This window comes from Flocculibacter collagenilyticus, from assembly GCF_016469335.1.
Lineage (GTDB): Bacteria > Pseudomonadota > Gammaproteobacteria > Enterobacterales > Alteromonadaceae > Flocculibacter > Flocculibacter collagenilyticus.
Genome location: NZ_CP059888.1, coordinates 596,156 through 617,656 on the forward strand (window position 1 = coordinate 596,156; position 21,501 = coordinate 617,656).

Genomic DNA, 21,501 nt, shown 5'->3' on the forward strand with positions numbered 1-21,501 from the left:
AAGATTTAACGTAAATATTTTGTAAGTAAATATTGTTTTTGTGGGGGTAGTGCTAGTTTTTTACATTTTAGCTAAGTTTTCAAGCTTTAATTGCATTTTGCATAAAAAAAATGGATATTTTTTTTATGCAAGCAAAATTTTACGCTTTTTACATAGAGTTATGAGTGGAAGTAAGTAGATTTAGGTGATTCAGCGTACAGCTGTTATGCAGAAAAAACGAATATTTATCTTTTTTAGGTACATTTGTGCGGCGCTTACTTGCCAATTTACGCACTAGTAGCGCCTAGATAGTATGCTATTAATGATAGCTTGCAGCTTATGCTGTTTCTGTTTTTGTTAACATTTAAGTATGAAAAGTGAGCTTTTGCTGGGTGTTATGGCTGAAAGCAGCAAAAAGTCAGTTTTATGCCTTTCAGTATGAGGTGATTCAGAACAATAGGCTGTTACCAACAGCTAATACCAACAATTAATACCAACAACTAAGGCTAAGTGGTATAAAAATAATAGAGTATTTGCCAAGCGTTATATGGCGGGAACAGTTAAGAGAACATAAGGCAGATAACAGTGATTAACTGTAATAAAAAGAAATCACGCTTAACGCTAATGTAAACGCTAAACGTGATATTATTTTCTTAAGATGCTGGATGCTAATAGATTAGCAAGCCGAAGTTAGTTTTACGCTACGCTTTAAGAAAACGCATTGATAAGTCGATGGCTGTTACGTGCTTTGTTAACGCACCACACGAGATAAAGTCGACGCCTGTTTGGGCGTAGTCGGCAATCGTATCAAATGTCATATTGCCAGACACTTCAAGTTTCGCTTTACCACTTGTTTGCTCAACCGCTTGTTGAATTTGTGGAATGGTAAAGTTATCCAGCATAATAATATCTGCACCAGCATCGAGTGCTTGTTGCAATTCGTCAAAGTTTTCAACTTCAACTTCTACGGTTTTATCAGGGTGGTTTGTTCTTGCTTGTTGAATTGCGGCTTCGATTCCACCGCAGGCAGCTATATGATTTTCTTTAATTAAAAACGCATCAAATAAGCCGATTCTGTGGTTAGCGCCACCACCACAGGTTACTGCGTATTTTTGAGCGCTGCGCATGCCAGGAAGGGTTTTTCGGGTATCAAGTAATTTGGTGTTGGTATGTTGCAGCTTTTGCACGTAATGGCTTACAGTTGTGGCGGTACCCGATAATGTTTGTACAAAGTTGAGCGCTGTTCGCTCACCCGTTAATAAGATGCGGGCATTGCCTGATAGTGTGCAAATGGTGTCATTTTCATTTAGCTGTTGACCATCTTCTACAAACCACTCAATTGTTATGCTGGTATTAAGTTGTGCAAATACTTCTTCTACCCATGCCTTACCTACAAAAATACATGGCTCACGTGTAATAATTTTTGCAGTTGCTTGCTCATGTTCAGGAATAAGTGAGGCGGTAATGTCGCCTTGTTCAGGAGGTAAGTTTGCTAAGTCTTCTGCTAGGGCTACTTTTACTGCTTGGCGAATGTCGCTTGCCAACATATTGCTACCTTAATTGATTGTGTTAATGATACTGCTTTAAAATAAGCTGCTTATTTGCATGGGTAAATTCTAACTGTTTTAGCGCGCTCATGCCTAATAAAATTTGCTCGCCTTCAAACCCTTTGGTGATACTTGCTTTTACGTTATTAAGCGTAATATTGCCAATTTGCAGTCGAGCTATTTCAGTTGCGTAGCCCAATGTTTGGCCGTTAGCAGTATTAACGCGATAACTCTGTCCTTTTATCAGGCCAAGGTTATTGGCAATCTTTTCAGGAATTGCTACGTGTGTTGCGCCTGTGTCTAGCATAAAAATAACGGGCTGCTGATTAATTGTACCTGGGGTTATAAAGTGCCCGTATCTATCTGCGTTTAGCGTAACGACATTGGTTGAATGGGTGCTATAACTGTTGATGTCTCGATTGGGATTAAGCTGCTGATCAATTTGATCTTCAAAAAAGAAGTACAGCATTGCCATAAGTAGTAACCATGCAATAATTGAGAAAGTTCGCCCGATTGAGGTGCTATTGGATTCAGCCATTATTATTTTACTAACCTTTTACTATACCCTTTATACTTGAAGATACCGTGTGACTGGCGGCACTGATTGACTTGTTTGCGGCCTAGCTACATCTACAACGACAATAAGCGCATACGTTCTACACTTAATTTGGATTTTAATGACAGAATATACCCTTACTTTGGTTAGGAAGACATGCTATCAGTAAATTTTTTATGAATCATTGCGCACTATCCATTATAATTGCCTGCAATTTTGGTTCTAACTTACTAAGGTATCTTCATGCGTCCAAGCAATCGTACTGCAAATCAAATCCGTCCTTTAACCTTTACTCGTAATTTTACTATGCATGCTGAAGGTTCAGTATTAGTGGAGTTTGGCAATACCAAAGTATTATGTACTGCAACGGTAGAAGATGGTGTACCTCGATTCATGAAAGGCGAAGGGCGCGGTTGGGTAACGGCTGAATATGGCATGTTACCGCGTTCAACACATACTCGTAACAATCGTGAAGCGGCACGTGGTAAGCAGTCAGGTCGTACAATGGAAATTCAACGCTTAATAGCACGTTCTTTACGAGCTGCAGTCGATTTAAAGCTATTAGGCGAGCATACTATTACTGTTGACTGCGATGTTATTCAGGCTGACGGTGGTACACGTACTGCGTCTATTTCAGGTGCATGCGTAGCATTAATAGATGCGCTTAATTTAATGCGTGCAAAAGGCAAGCTAAAAAATAATCCATTAAAAGAAATGGTAGCCGCAGTATCTGTGGGTATTTATAACGGTGAAGCCGTTGCTGACTTAGATTACGATGAAGATTCTTCAGCCGATACCGACATGAACGTGATCATGACTGAAAGCGGTAAATTGATTGAAGTGCAAGGCACAGCAGAAGCCGAACCGTTTTCTTTTGAAGAAATGAACGACATGATGGAGCTGGCTAAGCATGCGATTCGTGAAATTAATGATGCTCAGCGTCAAGCACTAGCTTAAATCGCTTTTTAACGTACACGGGAGTAGGTTAAATTATACTACTTCCTTGTACTCCTAGGTTCCGTAAAGGTTATTGAGTGTTATCCCATTTCATAACTTGCATGCTAGGTAAATCATATTAGTTATATGCAGAATACAGCTTAACTCATTACTTAGCATGTGAATAAAATAAGCCGAGTCATTCAAGATGAAACAATATAAAAAAGATTTTATAGAATTTGCACTAGAAAAACAGGTGCTGAAATTTGGTGAATTTACGCTGAAATCTGGCCGTAAAAGCCCGTACTTCTTTAATGCGGGATTATTTAATACGGGACGAGATTTAGCGCGTATCGGACGCTTTTACGCACAAGCGTTGATAGAAGCTAAATGCGAGTTTGATGTATTGTTTGGCCCTGCTTATAAGGGCATTCCAATTGCGACGACCACAGCAGTTGCATTGGCTGACCATCATGACATCGATACACCTTATTGCTTTAACCGTAAAGAGAAAAAAGAACACGGTGAAGGTGGCAATTTAGTCGGTGCTGACCTAGCAGGTCGTATTATGTTGGTTGATGATGTTATTACAGCGGGTACTGCGATTCGTGAGTCTATGGAATTAATTCAAGCGAAAGGGGCAACCCTTGCTGGCGTATTGATTGCGTTAGATCGCCAAGAAAAAGGCAAAGCTGAGTTATCTGCCATTCAGGAAGTTGAACGTGATTTTAATACGCAGGTTATTTCGATTGTTAAACTGAATGACTTAATCAGCTACTTAGCACAAAAGCCTGAAATGCAAGATCACCTAGACAATGTGACGGCGTATCGTGAGCAATACGGTGTTAGCTAATTGCTAGCTACCCGCTTCATTTAAAGACAAGTTTAAATAGTAAATGAGATGATGAGCAGTCATCTCATTTTTATTTGCTGGTTTTACTATTAAATCCACTGCTATAATCAGCACCGTTTTCCATCCTATTGCTAATCACTTACTTTATGTGTGTTGTAATGTTTATTACACCTGTCTATAAATAACAGTGAGTTAGCAGCTACATTTCAAACAAGATCTTATTTATGACCGATTTAACCACGCACAAATCATCTCGTAGAAGACTACAAATAGCATTAATGCTGACTTGCACGTTTATGGTTATTCAATTGTTGGGTGCGTATTTTTCTAATTCACTGGCAGTATTAGCTGATGCCAGTCACTTGTTTGTTCATAACAGCTCATTATTTATTGCCTTGATAGCATCTTATTTAGCCGTAAAAATCGCCCATAACTATTCTGATGGTTTTCGAAGAGCAGAACTGACCGGAGGATTAATTAACGCGATTTTATATTTATTAATCAGCGGTATTATTTTGTGGGAAGGAGGGGAGCGGTTGTTCGCTCATCAACATGGCGATCACCATGAAGTAAACACATTTCTAATGTCTACCATCTCTGGTGTTGGGTTTTTATTTCACACCGCTGCCGCGTTTGTGCTTTATAAAGGGCGCAACGAAAGTATTAATGTGTACGCGGTATTTTTGCATACCTTTTTTGATGTGCTGTCTACTGTGATTACGTTCGTATCGGGAGTGGCAATTCATTACACCGGCTGGGCTGTAATTGACGTGATGTCGAGTATGCTCATTACGTTATTCGTGCTATATACCGGTATCAAATTGCTGTATGGATGTGTCACTGGCTTGTTAAAAAGCGATCAACGGATACCACCGATTGGTCGAATAGAAAGTATTATTAAAACGGTAGAGCATATTGGTAGTGTGCATAACCTTTATGTGAAAAATGCAGATGGTAAAGTGTATTTTGGTGCACATATAGTGCTAAAAGGAACTTGCACAAAAGAAAAGCATGATGAATTGTGTCGTTACGAAGTAGAAACGCTATTAAAAGAGCGGTTTAATATTGAACATAGCGTGTTACAAATTGAGGCTGCACCAACGAATGGATCTGAGCAGTGTAACGCACAGCACCATTAACTTCAGCATTATAACCAGTGAAAGGTGCTATACACATAGTGAATATGGGTTAGCACCTGCTCATTTTGTCAGTAGTAAACTTGGCTAACTAGTTCCAGCTAAGCTCTATTGCTTTCCATTGTTCGGCAAAGTTTTCTAATGGGCTACGTTTAAATTCAGAACGAACAAATTGATTAATTCTGCCTTCAACATAAGCCAGTAAAAAGTTTGCAAACTGCGCTTCATCTACTGTAAAGGTTTTGCTTTCTCGTAACTTTCGCTCACGCAGCACTTGCTTAAGCTGAGTTTCTAACTTGTCGAATAATGCTGCAATTCGATCTCGTAAACGATCTTGCTCACCCATTAGTGCATCACCCGTTAAAATACGACTAATGCCCGGGTTCTTTTCAGCAAAACCCAGAATTAATTGCATAATTTGGTAGATGCGATTAATGGTGGTTTTTTCCTTTTCAAGGATCATATTAATGCGAGATAAAAGGCTATCTTCAATAAAGTCGATTAGTCCTTCAAACATCCGAGCTTTACTCGGAAAATGACGATACAAGGCCGCCTCTGATACACCAACCTGTTTGGCGAGGGCGGCGGTAGTGATGCGTTGGCCATGGCTTGTTTCAAGCATGGTAGCTAAACTTTGTAAAATATCTTCTTTACGGTTACTGCGTTTATTTGCTGGCATCATACATCCTTATTTTTTACCAGAATGACCAAAGCCACCTTCACCACGTTCCGAGGCATCAAAGTTGTTTACTAGATTAAAGCTAGGTTGCACTACTGGCATAAATACTAACTGCGCAATGCGATCACCCACTTCAACAGTAAAGCTTTCATTACCACGGTTCCATAAAGACACCATTAGTGGGCCTTGGTAATCAGAATCAATTAATCCTACTAAGTTGCCTAACACGATGCCATGTTTATGGCCTAATCCTGAGCGAGGAAGGATAGTGGCGCAATAGCCAGTGTTTTCTATATGAATAGATAGTCCAGTTGGAATTAAGTGTGTTTCGCCAGGCAGTACTGTTAAAGGCTGTTCAAGACATGCTCTTAAATCCATTCCTGCTGAACCCGGAGTGGCGTATTCTGGTAATGGGAATTCGTTGCCAATACGTGAGTCAAGAATTTTTACATCAATAGAATTTAAACTCATAACGATCTATTTTGCCTTTATTTTTGGTTATCGAATTGTTGTTTTATCACTTTCATCAGTGACATAGCGAGGGATGTTTTTGAAGCGCATGGTAACGAACAGTGCTCGTTCTGCCAAAATACGTTTAATGCATTATTGTCGCTGTTAAAACCTTGCCCTGCTATCGACACGTCATTGGCGCAAATCATGTCTAGCTTTTTGCGCTTCATTTTATCTTTTGCGTACTTTTCAACATCTTGCGTCTCGGCTGCAAAGCCAACAGTAAACGGACGGTGCTCAGTTAGCCCTGCAACAGCTGCAACAATATCTGGATTTTTAACCATCCGCAGGGTGATTTCGTCAGTCGACTTCTTAATTTTTTGATCAGCTATATCTACAGGTCGATAATCTGCTACCGCCGCACACGCAATAAAGATATCGCTTTGTTTGGCATGTATTAGCGCTTCATCGTGCATTTGCTGTGCTGACTCAATTGCGATTGCGTTAGCGTTCACTGGGAGAGGTAATTGAATCGGTCCGTGAATTAAATTAACCTGTGCGCCTAAGTCTAAACAGGCTTGAGCTAACGCAACGCCCATTTTTCCCGAACTGTGATTGCTAATATACCGTACAGGGTCGAGCGCCTCGCGGGTAGGACCTGCAGTGATGGTAACGGTTGTGTTGGCTAATAGCTGGGGCGATTGCGTTGCCTCATCCTGAGCGGTTATTTGCTGTTGGATATGTTCAAGAATTTCAGCAGGCTCCAACATACGACCTGGGCCAATATCACCACAAGCTTGCTCACCTTGGGCAGGTCCCCAAATATGAAATTGTTTTTGTTGTAATTGAGCTAAGTTATGAACCGTAGCAGGCGCTTTGTACATTTGTTGGTTCATGGCGGGCACTAATGCTATAGGAGCATCAGTGGCGAGTATAAGCGTAGTAAGTAAATCATTAGCCATACCTGCGTTAATTCTCGCTAATACATCAGCAGACGCTGGCGCAACCACAATTAAGTCGGCCCATTTTGCCAGCTCTATGTGTCCCATTGCCGCTTCGGCGGCAGGATCTAGCAAATCATCAGCAACCGGGTTACCCGATACTGCTTGCATGGTAAGCGGAGTAATAAATGATTTCGCTGCGCTTGTCATTACTACGCGTACATTTGTCTGGTGATCTTTTAAACGCCTGACAAGTTCCGCACATTTATAAGCAGCAATACCACCACTTATTCCAATTAATATATTACGGTTAGTTAACACGCTCATAACTTAATGTTAAGCTCTTAAAATGTATTGCCCGCTACCACACTGTAAACTTGGTTAAGCTTGCTTGCACAGTCATGTGCCTAACTAGCAGGAAAACCAAGGCGTACAGCGTAATTTAGCTAACAATAACGAGAAAAAATTTGCCCATAAGATAACACATTTATAATCAATTGTGCGTCTTAGGATATGGAATTTAATAAAAGGAATTAGCAATGCAAATTACCGCATTACCGCAACACGATCGTCCTCGAGAAAAGCTACTAATTAAAGGTGCTCATGCATTAAGTGATGCTGAGTTACTCGCCATTTTTTTACGAACAGGCATTAAAGGCGTAAATGCTATTGAGTTGGCAATGCAGTTGCTAGAACAGTTTGGTAGTTTACGCGAACTATTAAGCAGCCCGTATGACAATTTTTGTGAAAAGAAAGGGCTTGGACAAGCAAAGTTTGTTCAATTACAGGCCGTGATGGAAATGGCTCGTCGTTATTACCATGAAACCCTTGAACGAGAAGACGCGTTAACGTCACCAGATGCGGTTAAGCAATATTTATCAGCACAACTGCGCGATCAACCGTATGAAGTTTTTGCTTGTATGTATTTAGATAGCCAGCATCGAGTGATTAAATTCGAGCCGCTGTTTTACGGCACGATTGACAGTGCAGCGGTTTATCCAAGAGTGGTCGTGCAAAAAGTGTTGGAAAAGAACGCAGCAGCCGTGATTTTAAGCCACAATCATCCATCAGGTGTGGCTGAGCCTAGTCAAGCAGATAAAGTGATTACACGACGCTTACAGGAAGCACTTAAATTAATTGACGTGAGAGTGCTTGATCACTTTGTAGTTGGGGACGGAAATATTGTATCATTCGCGGAGCGCGGCTTAATTTAATGTGACGTGATTTTATTTCGAACATATTATATTGAATATATTAGGTACAAAACGTGGTGAAAGGAATTTACCTACCACGTTAAATTAAGCGTGATGTAATTATTTTTTAGTCAAAAAAGAGTAGCGCTTTTGTGATGAGCAAAAACCTTGCTACGCCATAGTCTTAGAGGCTTTAAGGCTGCATTTTTGATAGTAAAAAGATTAAATTAAAAGCAAATAAAGCTTGATCTTATAGGCCGTTTCGAGTATAAATTGCGCCCTTTCAAGATTCCCGGGGCGACTTAGTGGGCCATAAGGGTAAAGAATTAGCTTAAGCTGAGAGTAATTGAGGAAAGTTTAAAATGTCTAAAGTTTGCCAAGTAACAGGTAAGCGTCCAGTGGTTGGTAACAACCGTTCGCACGCGAAAAATGCTACTAAGCGTCGTTTTTTGCCTAACCTACAGAGCCATCGTTTCTGGGTTGAAAGTGAAAACCGCTTTGTAAAACTACGTCTATCTACTAAAGGTATGCGTGTTATTGATAAAAAAGGTATCGACGCGGTACTAACTGAGATCCGCGCTCGCGGTGAAAAAATTTAAGGAACCTGAGTCATGCGTGATAAGATTCGTTTAGTTTCTACAGCTGGTACTGGTTATTTTTATACTACTGATAAAAATAAGCGTAACATGCCTGAAAAAATGGAAATCAAAAAGTACGATCCTAAGGTTCGTAAGCACGTGATTTTCAAAGAAGCAAAAATTAAATAATTAGTGTTCGTCACTAATTTTTAAAAACCCGGCCTTGGTCGGGTTTTTTGTTTTTTAAGCCTACATAATGTAGATTAATTACATTGGCTCGCGTAAGCCATAATCATTTTTTACCATCACTTTATTCATTGAACTAGAACCGAGAGCCCATGATTCGACTTAGTAAGAAAGGTTGGAATAATGTTCTTATATTTTCCATGCTAGCCATGATTATGTTATTTAATGGTATGCATAAAAAGATCATGGAAAGTAGTCAGTTAGGAAAAGTGACTGCGGTATTACCTGCTGATAGCTTTATTCTTAAGCTTGAGTATCCTGGTTATGCAGTTGAACGTATTGGCCAAAGCTGGCGACTCACTAACGTAACACAACCCCCCACAGCAACGCAGCTTGCATTACTTAATGAAGCACAATTTAGTCAACTTGCACATAATTGGCGCACCTTACAAGCTGAGTTAGTGCAAACTAACGATGAAGAAGATGCGACTGAAAGCACGGTTATTGCTGAATTAAGCGAGCAACCTAACTTAGTGATTATTTGGCTAGCGGGTCAAGTACAAGGGGCTGTATATGCCTTATATTCGCATGGCGACTTCGTTTACCTACATGACCAACAGCAGCAACGTTGGTTTAAACTAACCCGTTTAGTGCAGTCTCGTTTATTTTTACCTTCACACGCTCAGCTTTTATCGCCGCAATTACCTAATTCAAATACCGAGTAACATTATGCCTGAATTACCTGAAGTTGAAGTCAGCCGACAAGGCATTCAACCGCATATTGAACAAAAAACGATTACGAATATTATCATTCGTCAGCCACAGCTGCGCTGGCCAATTCCGCAGGATGTACATTTAGCAAAAAACGAAAAAGTGGTAAGCGTAACGCGTCGGGCTAAGTATTTATTATTAAATACGGAAAAGGGCAGCATTATTTTGCACTTAGGTATGTCAGGTAAGCTGCGGGTTGTGCCAAGCACTACGCCAGTGCAAAAGCATGATCACGTAGATATCGAATTTGATAATCACTTGGTTTTGCGATTAAACGATCCCCGCCGATTTGGTGCAATGCTATGGCAAGGTGCAGGTGAACCAACTCATTCCGTGATGAGTAAGCTAGGCCCTGAGCCACTAACAGACATATTCACTGCAGAATATATCTATGATAAGTCGCGTGGGCGTAGCGGCGCGATCAAGCAATTTATCATGGATAATGCGATAGTAGTTGGGGTAGGCAATATCTATGCGAATGAATCCCTGTTCAAAGCGGGCATACACCCTAAACGAGCCGCGGGAAAAGTGTCTTTAGCTCGCTACCAACGTTTAGTCCCGATTATTAAGCAAACACTACAGACCGCGATTCAACAAGGTGGTACCACCTTAAAAGACTTTACTCAGGTAGATGGCAAGCCGGGATACTTTGCTCAGCAGTTAGATGTATATGGCAGAGGTGGTGAAAAGTGTCACCAATGCGGAGAGACACTTAAAGAAATTCGGTTAGGCCAACGTAGCACGGTATACTGTGGGCAATGCCAAACTTAAATCGGTAGTTAATTTACTTATCTTTACGATATAGATTAGATTAAATGACACTTCTTCTTGCAATCTTGGTTGATTGGTCAACAATATACAATTAAGCGTGCAAGTAACAAGCTGTAAAATGTAAGCTTGAATATATTGGAGTTTAAAAATAATGGAGCTTGAAGAGTATATTAACAATGCAGTGAATGTATTCTCATTACCAGATGCATGCGTTCGCATAAAGTCGTTGATTGATGATGATACCAGCGATATAGAAGATATTGCCGAGGTGATCAATTATGATCCTGCGCTTACCGCTAAACTATTGCGGTTAGCAAATAGCGCGCTTTATAATTTTCCTAGCCAAGTTGACACCATCGCTAAAGCCTTACAGATTATCGGCTTAAAAGGCGTGTATGACTTTGTTATTGCTGACGGGGTTGCGACTGCGCTTAGCAAAGTAGTGACGAATGTGATTGATTTAGATAGATTTTGGCAGCAAAGCGTTTTTACGGCACTTGTGTGTAAAAAGCTGGGTGAAGAGTTACGCACAGAAGAACCTGAGCGCCTATTTGTCGCGGGGTTATTACACAACGTAGGTGAATTGGTTGTACTAGAAAGTACACCTGCAACAGCGCTGAACTGCGAAGCGGTTACCGCTGATAACTACCCGTGGCAGGTGCAACAGCAACAACTAAATATGACCTACGTTCAGGTAACGGCAGCATTATTAAGTGAGTGGCAATTACCAGAAAAAATCATTACACCTCTCGATACGTTAAGCCGCTTATTTTCAAAGCAGCTTGATATTAAAGAGACAGATCAAGAAGCAAAAATCTTATTCGCTGCAGTGCATTTAGCATTATGTGATGTTTATCCAACCGTTTATGAAGCAAATGATGTCTTGCCTGAGCACTGTTATGCTGATTTATCGGTTGATAAAGATATAGTGAATGATGCGTTAGATTACGCCAATCTAGAAGCATACAACATTTTAATGATAATGAATCCAGGCTCTGCCATGGTATTTTAGGCATCATTGCACTCAAAGGGATCTATACCGCATGAGAAAAATCACCGATATTTTATCTACAAAAGGTAAGTGGTTTTTGATTGCGCTGGCAATAGTTTACTTCGGCATTGGCAATTTATTAATTACTACGATAGCGGGCATTGAACAATATGCGTATGCTAAAACGGTAGCGCAGCAACTTGCCGAACGTTATGCAATAATGCCATCAAGTTCTTCTCAATCAAGCTCGCTCATTACACCTACAGTTGCAAATTACTCGATTCTCGTGGATGGAGAATTAATTTGGCATAAAAGTAATTTGTCTGAATCTGAACAAAGCTTGTCGCTATATCACTTCTCTTTTGACGCGCAAAAGCTAACTGTACATGTCGCTCTAATTTCACTTTATGCTCAATACAAATGGGTATTTATCAGTTTTAATTTGCTAGGTATAGGGCTTGGTTTGTTAGGCTACATTTCTGGTAGGCTACTGTTTTTACCAAGCATTTTAAGTTTAAATCGAATTGAAGGGTGGGCGCGTCGCTATTTAAATGAGCCTCAACACCACTTTAAAGCGCAAAGCGAAGATTTTTTATTAGAGCACGCGCTAGAGAAGCTCGATCAAGCAAAGTACGCTGCACAGTTACATCCTCACACAGTAGATGCTTACATTCGAGGTCAAACATTTTTAGATAATGATACAGGGATCGGTAATCGTATCTTCTTCGATCATCGTTTAGAAGCATTGCTTAATGAACCTGAAATAGACAGCCATGGCGCGGTCTATTTAATTCAGCTGAAAGAGTTAGATTTAGTGCAAATGCAAGGTGGCAATGACGAAGTAGAGCAACTCTTAGCTTTGTTTATTAATATCATCGACAAATACTTGAAAGATCATCAAGACGCCGTATTTGCTCGGCGCTCTGATTTAGATTTTGCCATTTTAATGCCGCATATCTCGTTGACTGAAGCCGAAAAGGTGGCAGAAAAATTAGTGCGGTTATGCAATCGATTAAATGTTCCCGAATACGCAGATACTGATAACTTCTTCCACGTTGGTGTCGCCTACTTTCAAGCGAATGACTTACCTTATCAAGTACTTGCAGAGGCTGACATGGCACTGCGTGCAGCACAGCTTCAAGGGCCTTCCAACTGGTTTATGTACGATAAAGGTGCAATTATTAAAGACATGGCAAAAGGCTCGGTGCGTTGGCGTACGGCCATTGAAAAAGCGTTGCAGCGTGAAGCGTTTGTTATGCTGTTTCAACCTGTGATTGCCATTGAAGACGAGCTGCCGCATCATAATGAAGTATTAGCACGGATGCGTGATGAACATGCTAACCTCGTTAATGCGAGCGTGTTTTTACCGATGGCCCGTAAGTGCGGTTTAGTACCGCAAGTAGATAAACTGATCATTACAAAAACGATTAAGCTGCTTGAATACGAAGAAGGTTACGTAGAAATGTGCAGTTTTAACTTACACTGCGACTCGTTAAATAATAAAGAGTTCGTGGATTGGTTAATTGCACATCTAGAAGCGCACCCTAAAGCATGTGAGCGACTGATCGTTGAAATTCAAGAGTACTACCTTGTTCAGCAGTCAGAGAGCTTAAAATCAATTCTAGCAAGAATTAAAGCGACTAAAGTAAAGCTGCTCGTGGATCATGTTGGGCTGTATGTGGTTAACACTCAATACATCAAAGAGCATAATATTGACTATTTGAAAGTGCACCGCTCTATTGTTAGTAATATTGATCAACGTCCTGAAAACCAATTATTTATAAGAAGCTTACAAGGTGCGTGCGCGAATACGCAGGTTAAGATCTTTGCGTTAGGCGTAGAAAATGAACAAGAATGGGAAACGCTCAAACAAATTGGGATCACAGGGGCGCAAGGGCATTATTTTACTGAGCCACTTGAACAGTTTGAGCCGTTTAAAACACGTTATTAGCCAAGCGCTATTATTGCGTGACTAATTTTCCGGTTGGGATCTGTTTTAAATACTCTAAGCCTTTAATGCCTTGTAATCCGCCAGTATGCACCGCTACAATTTTGCTGTTTGGGGCAAAGTAATCTTGTTCGATGAGTTTAAATAAGCCGTAAAACATTTTGCCACTGTAGATGGGCTCAATAGGAATATCAAACTGCTGATAAAATTCACTACAAAAATCGACTAGTGCTGGTGTGATTTTGGCGTAACCACCAAAATGAAACTCATGATTTATCGACCATTGTGGGTGAATATGTTGCTTATCGCAGTGTGTATTATGGAGCAGTAGATCATGCACAGTTTGTTCTAAATATTGAGCGCCCTTTAATACACATATGCCAAGCGCGGCCTGATGCGAGGTTAATGCAGAAGCTAGACCAGCAAGTGTGCCACCACTGCCAACCGGTGTGCAAATCACATCAAAGTTCATATCAATTTCATCAACTAGTTTTGCGACACCTTGCACAGCAAGGTCATTGCTGCCCCCTTCTGGCACAATTAACCAATTGGGATATGTTTGGCTAAGTTGTGCTAAGTAATCGGCGTTGTTACGCTGTCGGTATTCAGTACGAGTGAGTGCTTTTAATTGCATGCCGTGTTGCTGGGCTAATTTTAGAGTTGGATTATTGAGATCTAATTCTGGGCCGCGAATTAATCCAATTGTTGGTATTTTTAACTGCTGTCCGGCAGCAGCTAGCGCATGAATATGATTAGAAAAAGGACCACCAAAGCTAACAATACCTTGCTTACTTTCTTTGTGTTTTTGATGAACTTGTTCTAAGTTTAACAGTAACTTACGCCACTTATTTCCAGATATTAGCGGGTGAATCAAATCGTCTCGTTTTACCCATAACTCTATGTTTTTTAAAGTAAATAGTTTGTGATTTATTTTTATTAAAGGCGAAGGTTGTGAAATATTCTTTAATGTTTTCGAAAAAACTGAATGTTCTGACATATATTATCGATAAAAGCTTGAATAGGTGGCGTAAACGTTGATAATCATTTTAGTCAACTTACCCGTTTAATGATATGACGAATTAGCATGTTAACGACTTTTACCCACAAATTAAGGAAATATCTCGGCACTAAATCCGAACAACTTGTCGGGTTTGCGTGTCATGCCAACTGTGTATATGCAGTGAAATTAGAAAAAGATAAGTTAGGCTGGTTTGTTAGTGAGCATGCGTCTGAAACTGTTGAAAATGAATCCATGTGGCCAGTAGCAATCGCTGCCTTATCACAAAAGTTAGCACTCAAACAAGCCGCTGTGAATATTGTTATCCCGCCTTTTTGTTATCAGCGAGTGCAAATAGACACTCCCAATGTAGAAGACGATGAGTTACAAAGTGCGATTCCGTGGGCAATAAAGCCGCTAATCAATAGTGCGGTAGAAGATTTAGTGATCGATTATTACAGCCAGCCTGTGGTACCTGCTCTTGAAAGCGCTAAATTAAATGTTATTGCAACACCAAAAACGATTGCAGAATCAATAGTTAACGCCTGTCTACAAGCAAAGCTTAGATTAAAAATTATTACTATTGAAGAATTGGTATGTGCAAATATTGCAATGGTTGAAGAAAGTATTGTGATGTATGTAACCCAAGGGGTAGGGGAAGAGGTTAGTTTAAAAATAGTTAAAGATGGCATTTTGTACTTCACGCGCCGATTGCGAGGGTTTAACCGTATTGGTGACTACACCGCAGAAGAAGTGACATCGGGATTAGCAGATACATTAGCGTTAGAAATTCAACGCTCTGTCGACTATTTTGAAGGACAATTAAAGCAGCCTCCGGTACGTAAAGCCTTGGTGTCACTGAATTCGCATTTTACTCCGCAATTAGTAGAGACGCTTAATCAAGACTCGCAAATTCACTACGACATGCTAGAGATATCTCCTGCACTATTACGTGACGAGCACTTGCCACAATGTTTCTTTGGTGCACTGTCTGCGGCGTGTGCCAAAGTCAGTGTGAAGGAGTTGCTTGATGCAGCCTAAACACACTAAATACTATATTAATTTATACACTAAAGCGCTGCATCCGGATCGTAGCTACTTAACGCTACCGAAGCTACTGCTGACAGCAAGCTTGGTGCTTGTTTTCGTATTTAGTTTGAGTGGCTACTTAATGTGGGAAAATAGCATTAAAGAGCAACGATTAGATGTGCTTATAGAAAAGGTTGATGTGTTAACTGACGACATTGAACTGACACAGCAGCAACTTGCTGTTAAGCAACCTGATCCGTTTTTATTACAACAAAAGCAGAAGCTAAACCAATCATTGGCAACACGCCAAAATCTCTTAACTCATTTAAAACAATATCAACAACATATCACGTTCAGTTACGCTACCGTGATGACAGAGTTGGCGAAATATCATCATCCTGATATTTGGTTGACCCATTTTTCATTTAATCAGCATCAACAAATCTCGTTGACGGGGTTGAGTGTATCGACTGCAGCCATCCCAGCTTGGTTAGAGGGGTTGGGACAGTCGAGTTACTTTAGTGGCAGAAGCTTTTCGCAAGTATTAATTCAGCAACAAAATAACGACATTCAAGTACTCGGCCCAACGCCGATTGCTGATGTTCCAAACGCAGCATCATCTGGTGCCGCTCACCGTTTTAATGTCAGCACTAAAAGCGCTGCGCATTCAGCAGCCGAAGAAAATACGACAACATCGGCAAACAAACCACTGACTCAGCCTGCATCGCTGTTGCAAAAAGCACGCATCGAAAAACCTGCGAGGCAAGGAGAATAAATGGCACAAGTTACGCAGTGGAAAGCGCTGACTCGACGCTTTTCTCAATTAGCGAAGCGCGAGAAGGTGATTATATTTTGTGCGGTGTTATTCTTAATCGTATATTTACCTATGATGTACCTGATTGTTCCGGCTATAGAACAGCACCAAGCATTAGCAAAGCAAACGCGTGATGAACTTAACCAATTGTCACTAAAATCAAACCAACTCAATACGTTAAGACAACGCGTTGCGCATGATCCTAATATTGCACTGCGCACGGAAATTGAAGCGCTTAAACGACAACAGCGTCAGCAAAGTAATGAGTTAGCGGCATTGAGCCAGGATTTTATTCCGCCTGAAGCCATGGCAACGATGCTATCAACATTGTTAGAGCGGGCTAATCAGCTACAATTGATAGAGTTAAAAGCGTTAACACCCTTACCAGTGCAAGTGCACAGTAACGTGACAACTGCCACCGACAGCGACTTGGTGAATGCAGAAAAAGCCTCCGACACACAGTTGTATCAACATCGCATTACAATGAAAGTGTCAGGGCAATATTTTGACTTACAGCGTTACTTAAAAGCGATGGATGAGCTTCCAAGGAAGTTCAAGGTCGTGACATTTAATTATCAAGTAACAGAATATCCAGTCGCGGTTTTGTCGTTAGAACTAGCAACATTGAGCACAAATGAAAAAATTATTACCATTTAATGTCAATGCGGTACTGGGATTAAGCATGATAACGCTATGTATGGCGTTACCTGCTTTTGCAGTACAGCAAGTCTTATTGGATCCAACGCGACCCAGTCAAAGTACCAGTATTACCAGTTATGGCCTTGGCGCAGAGCAAGTGTCACCACAACGCTTACAGTTAGAAAGTATTTTTACCGGAAAAAATAAAAAATCGGCTGTCATTTCGGGCAAAGTGCTACGAATAGGCGATGAAATAAATGGTATGAAATTAGTTAGTATTGAATCAAACCGCGTCATGCTACAGAACCAGCATGAAAATTTAACCTTATCGTTGTACAAATATGATATTAAAAAATAACACCATCATTTGCTTGTCTTTCCTTGCTTTCACCTTGCTATTGCATGGCTGTAAAAGTAAGCCTCGGGTGGCAGAAGACGTTCATGAAGAAATAGCGCAAAGTGTTGCGAATGCTGAAGCGCACACGATTGCGATTCCAGAGTCGGTAACCGAAGATTTATTAAGAGGGTTTGAAGGGCCCGTTATGGCAAAGGGGCTAGACATTGCGTCACGCTTTGAGGTGTCAGCTAACAATGTTGAAATTAATCACTTTTTTGCAGGATTGGTGAGCGATACACCTTATAGCGTGATTATTCATCCTAGTGTATCTGGCCAAGTCTCGTTAGATTTACGAGATGTTACGCTTGAGCAAGTGTTTGATATTGTGTCTCAACTTTATCAGTTAGATGTACGCCGTGTTGATAATGTATATCAAGTGTACCCTGCGCAAATTCGCACAGAAAGCATCCCTATTAATTACCTATTAATGAAACGAAACGGCATCTCAACGACTTCCGTTAATTCAGGCGGTGTTAGTCAGCTAGGTGGCAGCGGCTCTAGCGGTAACAGTGGCCAGCAATTTGGCAATCAAAACCTGAATAATTTAGGTGGTAATCAAAGTGGCCAGCAAGGTTTTGGTGGGATGGGTGGCCAGCAAACAAACGGCAGTAATATTCAAACGCAAACTGATACCGACTTTTGGAAGCATTTAACTGATAACTTAAAAGTCATTATCGGAGAAGAGCAAGGCAGGCATGTGATTGTTAGTCCGCAAAGTGGCTTAGTTACGGTAAGAGCGATGCCAAGTGAAATTGCAGCGGTTAAAGACTTCTTAAGCTTAACAGAGCAAAGCTTGCAACGTCAGGTGGTGTTAGAAGCTAAAATTATTGAAGTGTCTTTAAATGATGAATATCAACAAGGTATTGATTGGAACTCTGCATTAGCCAGTGTTGGGTCAACCGATTTTGTGTTTCAAACCTCCAGTGCCACTTTGGGTAATGCCATTACTGCACAACTGGGTGGGGTAACGGGTATCACATTTACCAATCAAGACTTTAGCGGTGTAGTTAACTTACTGCAAACGCAAGGTAACGTACAGGTGTTGTCTAGCCCTCGCGTAACCGCAACTAACAACCAAAAAGCGGTGATTAAAGTAGGGCAAGATGAGTATTTTGTAACCGACGTGTCGAACACAACGGTAACGGGTACTTCAACGACAACGACCCCAGAAATTTCGTTAACGCCGTTTTTCTCAGGGATTGCGTTAGATGTGACGCCGCAAATTGACGCAAAGGGTAATGTGATTTTGCATGTGCATCCGTCAGTAACAGAAACCACAGAGCAAAATAAAGTTATTAGCCTAAACGACGAGCAATTTGTATTGCCGTTAGCGCAAAGTAATATTCGTGAAACAGACACCATTATTAAAGCGCAGTCAGGTGAGATTGTGGTAATTGGTGGCTTAATGCAAAGCATGTTAAGTGATTCAGAGTCTAAAACACCGTTATTGGGCGATATTCCTTATCTTGGTGAGCTTTTTAAAAACACATCTGAGCAAGAAAATAAAAAAGAGCTAGTGATCTTAATTCGCCCAACCGTTGTAGGGGCGGGGACATGGAAAGAGCAACTAGAGCGTTCGTCAAAGCTAATGCAAAAATGGTATTCAGCAGAATGATGTTGTTTAGTGCGTTAGTTAACCATGGTTCGCAGCGGAGTTAGGCAATGTACCTGTATCATTTTGGACTACAAGAACTTCCTTTTACGCTAACGCCAAATACGCACTTTTTTTACGGGCTACCTAGCCATAATGAAGCCCTGCAAGTACTGCAAACGACAGTGCAAACGGGTGAAGGCTTTATTAAAGTAACGGGTGAAGTGGGCACGGGTAAAACATTAATTTGCCGAAAATTAATGAACGAATTACCAAAAGCGTTTGTTACGGCGTATATCCCTAATCCGTATTTAACTCCTGAAGAAATTCGCTGGGCGCTTGCCACTGAAATAGGAGTTTTTGAAGGCAGTGATCCATCTCCCAGTCATAACGAACAGCTAGATCAGCAACAGCTTACTCAGCTTATTCATTATCGCTTAATGGCACTTTCTGCTAAAGGAAAGTCGGTGGTACTGATTATTGATGAAGCACAAGCACTACCTGCGGAAACGCTAGAAGCGTTGCGGCTATTTACCAATTTAGAAACCGAGTCACGCAAGTTATTGCAAGTTGTGTTATTTGGCCAACCAGAATTAGATGAGCGGATTGCTAGCAAAGCACTGCGCCAACTTAGGCAGCGCATTAGCTTTTCGTATCAACTTCGTACCATGAATAACCAAGAAGTTGTCGCGTATATTCAACATAGAATGAGCCGAGCGGCGGGTGAGCAACCACGCCCTATTTTTAGCACTGAGAATTGCCTGCTAATTGCCCAAGCCAGCGGCGGTGTGCCGCGATTGGTAAATGTGCTGTGCCATAAGGCGTTAATGCTTGCCTATGGTCAGGGGTTAAAGCAAGTAACGAATGAAAATGTGCTGCTAGCAATAAAAGACACTAATGACGTGACGTTACCATTGTGGCAACGCGCACGATATTTTTCCGGTCAATTAACCAGTTTATTAGTAAGTAGCAGAATGAGTATTGCCATGCTGATGAGCGTGTTTGTGTTGGTTGCGTTACTGATTGCGGCGCTAGTGATTTCAAAAAAATCGAAAGTAACTACCCTAAATAAAATCGAAATAAACTCACATAGTGGCGAGGTTATTCATCAAGTTGCATGGCAGCGCCAAGAGCGTATTGATTGGGAGCATAATAACAAAACAGAGTGGCGCCATTTCAGCAGCAGGAGTAGTAGCAGTTAATGAGTGTAATTAACCAAATGTTGAAAGACATAGAACAGCGAAAGTCGGTGACTCAGTCTGATAGTGAGAACGAGGCACACAACAGTGCGACTACATCGCAAGGCGCTGGCTCGCACCAACAAACCGAATTAACCAGCACAAGTCATTCAAGCACAGCGATTGTAGTTGGGGTATTTGCTCTAATTGGAGTCAGTGTGGCTTGTTTATTAGTATGGATTGGAATGCAGTTTGCGTCAGAGCAATCAACATCCCAATTAACGTCAAACTCAGCGTCATCTTCAGCGCCTCATTCAGCATCGCAAGCAATACCCCAATCAGTTGCTGCTCAAGCACCCTTATCAATGCCAAGTGAAGGTAGCACGTCATTAGATGTATCCACTGTACCTGCCAGTGCAGTTTCAGACAGCCAAGCGTCGGATACACAACTGGATACCGTGCCTATACCCGACTGGGAAATTAGCCGCGCTAAACCTACAACAGGCGTTGCACAACATGAGCAACGTGAAGTAAACGCAGAGCCTGCGCACCCACAATCATCAAACAATCATGGGCAATATATTGAGCAGTCGCAAGCACAGCTACAAACGTCTTCATCTGCAAGCCCAAATACACACACCGCTGCGAAATCCAAAGTAACAAGTCATGTGGCTGAACGCACGGTAAACCCTATTCAGCACACTGCAAACAGTCAATTACAGCCACAACCAGAAAGTAAGTCGAGCTTTAGTGTACAGAAAGTTCAAATTACTAAAGCGCAGCGGGCTGCGTTGTTGTTCGAGCAAGCGCAGGAGCAATACCAGCAAGGTTTTATTGTTGATTCTATGGAAGGATTTAACCAAGTTCTGCTTATTCAGCCCGAGCATATTGAAGCGCGCACTTATTTAGCTGCAACGTTATTTGGCCGAAACCAAACAGCACAAGCAGTGAAAATATTAGAGCGCGGGTTGCAGCTAAAGCCTGAGCAAAGCCAATGGCGCATTATGTTAGCTAAGCTATTTATGGAAAATGAAAAAGAGGATACTGCTCTGTATTACGTGACCCCTTTTCTAGCGGAAAGTGGCGCAGAATACCTAGCGCTGCGTGGCACGCTTGCTCAGAAAATGAATAAACCTGAAATAGCCAAAGAAAGCTTTACTCAGTTATCGCAATTAGAACCTCATCAAGCAAGGTGGTGGTTAGGTAAAGCGATAGCGGAAGAACAAGCTGGTGAGCAGGCGGCTGCGGTAAAGTCATATCGTCAAGCAAGTCAATTGACTGGGTTGTCGAGCGCGTCTCAACGCTTTGTGATGCAAAAAATAGCGAGCTTGGAGAAGTAAT

22 protein-coding genes and 1 pseudogene are annotated in these 21,501 nt (G+C 41.2%); 17 read left to right on the plus strand and 6 right to left on the minus strand.

Annotated features, from left to right (window positions below; genetic code table 11):
* Positions 1-680: 680 nt before the first annotated feature.
* Positions 681-1,526, minus strand: a complete 846-nt coding sequence (gene nadC, locus HUU81_RS02630) for a carboxylating nicotinate-nucleotide diphosphorylase (protein ID WP_199610729.1) — start codon at positions 1,524-1,526, stop codon at positions 681-683.
* A 22-nt stretch (positions 1,527-1,548) separates the two neighbouring features.
* Positions 1,549-2,064, minus strand: coding sequence for a retropepsin-like aspartic protease family protein (locus HUU81_RS02635; protein WP_199610730.1), 516 nt, complete (start codon positions 2,062-2,064; stop codon positions 1,549-1,551).
* Between the two features lie 261 nt (positions 2,065-2,325).
* Between HUU81_RS02635 and rph the strand changes: the two genes are divergently transcribed.
* The 3 genes from rph (at position 2,326) to HUU81_RS02650 (ending at position 5,010) form a co-directional block, all read left to right on the plus strand.
* Positions 2,326-3,039 (plus strand): ribonuclease PH, encoded by a 714-nt coding sequence (rph, locus tag HUU81_RS02640; RefSeq protein ID WP_199610731.1) that lies wholly within the window; start codon positions 2,326-2,328, stop codon positions 3,037-3,039.
* Between the two features lie 187 nt (positions 3,040-3,226).
* Positions 3,227-3,871: an orotate phosphoribosyltransferase gene (gene pyrE, locus HUU81_RS02645; RefSeq protein ID WP_199610732.1), complete on the plus strand. Its 645-nt coding sequence runs from the start codon at positions 3,227-3,229 to the stop codon at positions 3,869-3,871.
* A gap of 224 nt (positions 3,872-4,095) precedes the next feature.
* Positions 4,096-5,010 (plus strand): cation diffusion facilitator family transporter, encoded by a 915-nt coding sequence (locus HUU81_RS02650; RefSeq protein ID WP_199610733.1) that lies wholly within the window; start codon positions 4,096-4,098, stop codon positions 5,008-5,010.
* 88 nt (positions 5,011-5,098) lie between these two features.
* Here HUU81_RS02650 and slmA read toward each other — a convergent pair whose 3' ends face one another.
* The 3 genes from slmA to coaBC are packed head-to-tail and all read right to left on the minus strand — an operon-like array spanning position 5,099 to position 7,404.
* On the minus strand, positions 5,099-5,686 hold the full coding sequence (slmA, locus tag HUU81_RS02655; RefSeq protein WP_199611939.1) for a nucleoid occlusion factor SlmA: 588 nt from the start codon (positions 5,684-5,686) through the stop codon (positions 5,099-5,101).
* Positions 5,687-5,695: 9 nt separating this feature from the next.
* The gene (dut, locus tag HUU81_RS02660) at positions 5,696-6,157 is read right to left on the minus strand and encodes a dUTP diphosphatase (protein WP_199610734.1); all 462 of its coding nucleotides are present in this window, start codon (positions 6,155-6,157) and stop codon (positions 5,696-5,698) included.
* 17 nt (positions 6,158-6,174) lie between these two features.
* Positions 6,175-7,404 carry a bifunctional phosphopantothenoylcysteine decarboxylase/phosphopantothenate--cysteine ligase CoaBC gene (coaBC, locus tag HUU81_RS02665; protein WP_199610735.1) on the minus strand — a complete coding sequence of 410 codons (1,230 nt, stop codon included), beginning with the start codon at positions 7,402-7,404 and terminating at the stop codon, positions 6,175-6,177.
* A 212-nt stretch (positions 7,405-7,616) separates the two neighbouring features.
* Between coaBC and radC the strand changes: the two genes are divergently transcribed.
* The 7 genes from radC to HUU81_RS02700 all read left to right on the plus strand — a co-directional run bounded on the left by radC (position 7,617) and on the right by HUU81_RS02700 (position 13,518).
* Complete coding sequence (gene radC, locus HUU81_RS02670) at positions 7,617-8,291, plus strand: RadC family protein (protein WP_199610736.1); 675 nt, start codon at positions 7,617-7,619, stop codon at positions 8,289-8,291.
* A gap of 341 nt (positions 8,292-8,632) precedes the next feature.
* Complete coding sequence (rpmB, locus tag HUU81_RS02675) at positions 8,633-8,869, plus strand: 50S ribosomal protein L28 (RefSeq protein WP_199610737.1); 237 nt, start codon at positions 8,633-8,635, stop codon at positions 8,867-8,869.
* Between the two features lie 12 nt (positions 8,870-8,881).
* Positions 8,882-9,037 carry a 50S ribosomal protein L33 gene (gene rpmG / locus HUU81_RS02680; protein ID WP_005493124.1) on the plus strand — a complete coding sequence of 52 codons (156 nt, stop codon included), beginning with the start codon at positions 8,882-8,884 and terminating at the stop codon, positions 9,035-9,037.
* Between the two features lie 149 nt (positions 9,038-9,186).
* Complete coding sequence (locus HUU81_RS02685; RefSeq protein ID WP_199610738.1) at positions 9,187-9,759, plus strand: hypothetical protein; 573 nt, start codon at positions 9,187-9,189, stop codon at positions 9,757-9,759.
* A 4-nt stretch (positions 9,760-9,763) separates the two neighbouring features.
* Complete coding sequence (gene mutM, locus HUU81_RS02690) at positions 9,764-10,576, plus strand: bifunctional DNA-formamidopyrimidine glycosylase/DNA-(apurinic or apyrimidinic site) lyase (RefSeq protein WP_199610739.1); 813 nt, start codon at positions 9,764-9,766, stop codon at positions 10,574-10,576.
* Positions 10,577-10,727: 151 nt separating this feature from the next.
* Complete coding sequence (locus tag HUU81_RS02695) at positions 10,728-11,588, plus strand: HDOD domain-containing protein (protein ID WP_199610740.1); 861 nt, start codon at positions 10,728-10,730, stop codon at positions 11,586-11,588.
* A gap of 31 nt (positions 11,589-11,619) precedes the next feature.
* Positions 11,620-13,518 carry an EAL domain-containing protein gene (locus HUU81_RS02700; protein ID WP_199610741.1) on the plus strand — a complete coding sequence of 633 codons (1,899 nt, stop codon included), beginning with the start codon at positions 11,620-11,622 and terminating at the stop codon, positions 13,516-13,518.
* A 10-nt stretch (positions 13,519-13,528) separates the two neighbouring features.
* Here the strand turns inward: HUU81_RS02700 and HUU81_RS02705 are convergent, their stop codons facing one another.
* Positions 13,529-14,512, minus strand: a complete 984-nt coding sequence (locus HUU81_RS02705) for a 1-aminocyclopropane-1-carboxylate deaminase/D-cysteine desulfhydrase (protein ID WP_199610742.1) — start codon at positions 14,510-14,512, stop codon at positions 13,529-13,531.
* Between the two features lie 87 nt (positions 14,513-14,599).
* On the opposite strand from HUU81_RS02705, the gene HUU81_RS02710 reads away from it, so the two are divergent.
* The 7 genes and pseudogenes from HUU81_RS02710 to HUU81_RS02740 all read left to right on the plus strand — a co-directional run bounded on the left by HUU81_RS02710 (position 14,600) and on the right by HUU81_RS02740 (position 21,500).
* Complete coding sequence (locus HUU81_RS02710) at positions 14,600-15,553, plus strand: hypothetical protein (protein ID WP_199610743.1); 954 nt, start codon at positions 14,600-14,602, stop codon at positions 15,551-15,553.
* On the plus strand, positions 15,543-16,316 hold the full coding sequence (locus tag HUU81_RS02715; protein WP_199610744.1) for a PilN domain-containing protein: 774 nt from the start codon (positions 15,543-15,545) through the stop codon (positions 16,314-16,316). The genes HUU81_RS02710 and HUU81_RS02715 overlap by 11 nt, the downstream gene beginning before the upstream one ends.
* A complete protein-coding gene (locus HUU81_RS02720) occupies positions 16,317-17,012 on the plus strand; it encodes a hypothetical protein (RefSeq protein ID WP_199610745.1) in 696 nt (231 codons plus the stop codon).
* Positions 16,990-17,352, plus strand: coding sequence for a hypothetical protein (locus HUU81_RS02725; RefSeq protein ID WP_199610746.1), 363 nt, complete (start codon positions 16,990-16,992; stop codon positions 17,350-17,352). The genes HUU81_RS02720 and HUU81_RS02725 overlap by 23 nt, the downstream gene beginning before the upstream one ends.
* Entirely contained in the window at positions 17,336-19,006 is a 1,671-nt protein-coding gene (gene mshL / locus HUU81_RS02730) for a pilus (MSHA type) biogenesis protein MshL (protein WP_199610747.1), read from the plus strand. The genes HUU81_RS02725 and mshL overlap by 17 nt, the downstream gene beginning before the upstream one ends.
* A 47-nt stretch (positions 19,007-19,053) precedes the next feature.
* Positions 19,054-19,884: pseudogene (locus HUU81_RS02735) on the plus strand (ExeA family protein); the annotation flags it as partial.
* Between the two features lie 299 nt (positions 19,885-20,183).
* Positions 20,184-21,500 (plus strand): tetratricopeptide repeat protein, encoded by a 1,317-nt coding sequence (locus HUU81_RS02740; protein WP_199610749.1) that lies wholly within the window; start codon positions 20,184-20,186, stop codon positions 21,498-21,500.
* Position 21,501 lies beyond the last annotated feature (1 nt).